Origin of the sequence: uncultured Thiodictyon sp., assembly GCF_903828115.1 — a bacterium.
In the GTDB taxonomy this organism is placed as follows: domain Bacteria; phylum Pseudomonadota; class Gammaproteobacteria; order Chromatiales; family Chromatiaceae; genus Thiodictyon.
The window spans coordinates 1-3,084 of sequence record NZ_CAIKKU010000008.1 but is presented as its reverse complement, the minus strand read 5'-3'; the positions used below and the strand labels follow the sequence as shown (position 1 = coordinate 3,084).

The window sequence follows — 3,084 nt, the reverse complement described above, 5'->3', positions numbered from 1 at the left end:
TGGCGTGCGAGGGCATCCGGGGCACTACGATAACCTCGATTACGACAACGACAACGACAACGACAACGACGCTACCGAGCATTCTCCGGGAGACCTGTATGTTTGAACTCAGTACCGACTGCTCCAATCCACAGGAACTGCGCGGCGGCGACTATGACGCCTATGACGCGCTCTACCTGGGCGATTTCTCCTGCCCCGACTATCCCAACAACTTCTCCTCGCACCCGGAAACGCTCGCCGAGGCGGTGCGCATCGTCAAGGACCAGGGCAAGCAGTGCTACCTGCGCCTCTATGCCGTGCCCAGCAACCATGAGCTGGATGCGGTCAAGCGGGTGATCGAGACTGCGACCGCCCTGCCCTTCGACGGTTTCGAGGTCCACAATATGGGCCTGCTGCGCGTGCTGCGTGAGCTGGGCTGCGCCACGCCCCTGCACCTTGGCGTCTTCGGCAACCTCTATACGCACGAGACCGCCCGGGTCCTGAAAGAATACGGCGTGACCCGGGTCTATCCGAACCCGGAGTTGTCCCTGCGCGAGGTCGTCTTCATCAAGGACCAGACACCGATCGAGGTCCTGATTCCGGTCCACGGCAAGATCCCGCTGGTGATCTCCGAGACCTGCTTCATCATGGAGAACGCCCACCCGGGGGCGGAAAAATGCAGCTTTTTCTGCGCCAAGGGCCACTGGCTGACCCGCTCCCAGGGCGACTGGTCGCTCAAGGACGCCGGCCGTATGACCCTGAGCGGCAAGGACCTGTGCATGATCGAGCACATGGACCTGCTGGCCGCGCAGGGGCTCAAGCACTTCTTCGTCCAGGGCCACGGCGAGGAGCGCGCCCGCGTCGCCACCATCGGGCGCGCCTACCGGGCGGCCCTGGACGCCATCGCGGCCGGTGAGCCGACCGCCAGCGCGGCGTCGCTGGCAAGCCTCGCGGGGCTGGCCGAGATGGGTCTGTGCAACGGCTACTATTTCGAGGGCGCCGGTCAGCAGTACGTCGGGAGACAGTGATGGTGCGCCCCACCCTCCTGGCCCCGGCCGGCGGGCTCGACATGGCGCGGGCGGCGGTAGACGCGGGCGCCGACAGCCTCTATGTGGGCCCGCTCGGTTGGAGCCGCCGCCCCTACGAGTCCGAGATGGGCGATGCGGACATCCGCACGGCCATCGACTATGCCGGGGCCCGGGGTGCGGACGTGCGGGTGGTGCTCAACACCTTTCCGAGCCCCTTCGAGTACCAGGCCTGGCTGGACCAGGCGCAGCGCTTCTTCGACTGGGGCGCGGCGGGCTTCATCGTCAGCGACCCCGGCGCCATCCCGCGCCTGCGCGCGAGGCTGCCGACGGCCGTACTGCACGTCTCGGTCGGCTCGGGCATCAGCAACGCCGCCGACGCCGCCTTCTACCGCGACTTAGGCGCCGACCTGATCGTGGTGCCCTACCGGTGGGACGAGGCCGAGGTCCGCCGGGCGCGCGCCCAGAGCGACATCGGCATCGAGACCTTCCTGTTCGCGACCGTGCAGACCGGCAAGATCTGTCCCGGCAAGTGCATCATGTCGAGCTATCTCAAGTTCCGCGACTGGACGCCGCTGGAGGGCAAGGACGCCTGTTACGGCAGCGCCAACCGCGGTGCCAAGGAGTGCTATCGCGTCTGCCAGACCCGTTGGGCCTTCGCCGCCGCGGATGCCGATGAGGCGCAAACAGCGCCCGGCCTCAAGCTGCGGCGCGACGCCCACCTCATGCTCGATCAGATCCCCGGCATGATCGCGGCCGGGGTGAGCTGCTTCAAGCTGTCGGGGCGCGAGCGGCCCACACCCATCATCCGCGACCTGGTCGCCTTCTACCGCCGGGTGATCGACGGTGTCCTGGACGGGAGCGCGACCGACATGGCGGTCTATGCGGACGCGATGGCGGTGCTCGAGGAACGCTGGGTGACTGAAAAGCGCAAGCGAGTCGACACCCTGATGGCGCGCGCCGGGCGTTACGGCGAGGCGACGGCACCGCTGGAGGCGGCCGGTCTTGGCGCCTGAGGCCCCGCTCGGCACCCTGCGCGCGGGCTTCGAGCGCACCGGCACGCCGGCCTGGATCATGCGCGTGATGCAGCAGCAGGGTTTCGACCGGGCCGCGGGCTTCCGGCTCGACCTGGGGCTCACCGATGATGGCTACCGCGGCGGCCGGCAGGCGAGCGCATTCGACTTGCAGGCCGACGTCGTGGACCTCATCGACACCGACTGGATCAGCCTGGGGCGCCTGCGCCGAGACGGCGCCCGGGTCACGGCCGTTCACCCCTACGGGCGCATCATGGGCGGCCTGGTGGTGGCCCGGGCGCAGTGCCCGCACGGCCTCGCAGACCTGGCCGGGCGGCGCATCGCCGTGGTGGAGCGCCTGGACAAGACCTGGGTCCTGCTGCGCGCCCATGCGCTCACGAGCGGCCTGGGCGACCCGGAGACGACGGTCGAGTTGGTCGAGACCGGGGCCAAGCACGAATGCCTGAGGCTCCTGAGCGCGGGCGAGGTGGCCGGGGCGGTCCTGTTCTGGCACTTGGGCGCCGTCGCCCTCTTGGACCCGCGCCTGGCCCTGGCCTTCGACGCGCTCGACGCGGTCGAGACACTCACCGGCGCCGCGCTGCCCACGACCTTCTTCATCGCCCCCGAGGCCCTGCGGCGCGAGCGCCCCGACCTGCTGCGCGCCTTCGCCCAAGCGTTCGATCACGCGACCGCCGCCATGCGCGGGGACGCGGCCCTCTGGCGCCAGGGCGCGGCCGAGTCCGCCACCAATGAAACCGCGCCGCCGCTGCGCGCCGCCTGGCTGCGCCGTATCGGTCTGCACTGGCCGGGGCAGCTCCCCGAACGCCTGGCCGCCTGCTTCGAGACCCTGAAGGCGCGGGTAGGCCCCGCGGCCTTGGGGCTGGAGCGCTTGCCCGACGGCACCTTCGATCTGGAAGAAGTACGTTAGTAACCTAGCAAAAATAAGTTGTACATTCGCAATTCATGCGCCGGATTGGCGGGGCTTGACTTGATAGTTCCACTCGCCATGAAATTCATCGCATTCGATGACTACTTCTGCAAGTTCCTTGTCGGAGACTTTGATACCG

General features: G+C 68.5%; 3 protein-coding genes. All 3 read left to right on the top strand.

Annotated features, from left to right (window positions below; translation table 11 throughout):
- The coding region (locus QZY48_RS00260) for a peptidase U32 family protein (protein ID WP_295426345.1) at positions 1–1,007 on the top strand (1,007 nt) is incomplete at its 5' end.
- Positions 1,007–2,020: a peptidase U32 family protein gene (locus QZY48_RS00255; RefSeq protein WP_295426344.1), complete on the top strand. Its 1,014-nt coding sequence runs from the start codon at positions 1,007–1,009 to the stop codon at positions 2,018–2,020. The genes QZY48_RS00260 and QZY48_RS00255, both read left to right, overlap by 1 nt.
- On the top strand, positions 2,010–2,945 hold the full coding sequence (locus QZY48_RS00250) for an ABC transporter substrate-binding protein (protein ID WP_295426342.1): 936 nt from the start codon (positions 2,010–2,012) through the stop codon (positions 2,943–2,945). The genes QZY48_RS00255 and QZY48_RS00250 overlap by 11 nt, the downstream gene beginning before the upstream one ends.
- The last annotated feature ends 139 nt before the right edge of the window (positions 2,946–3,084 follow it).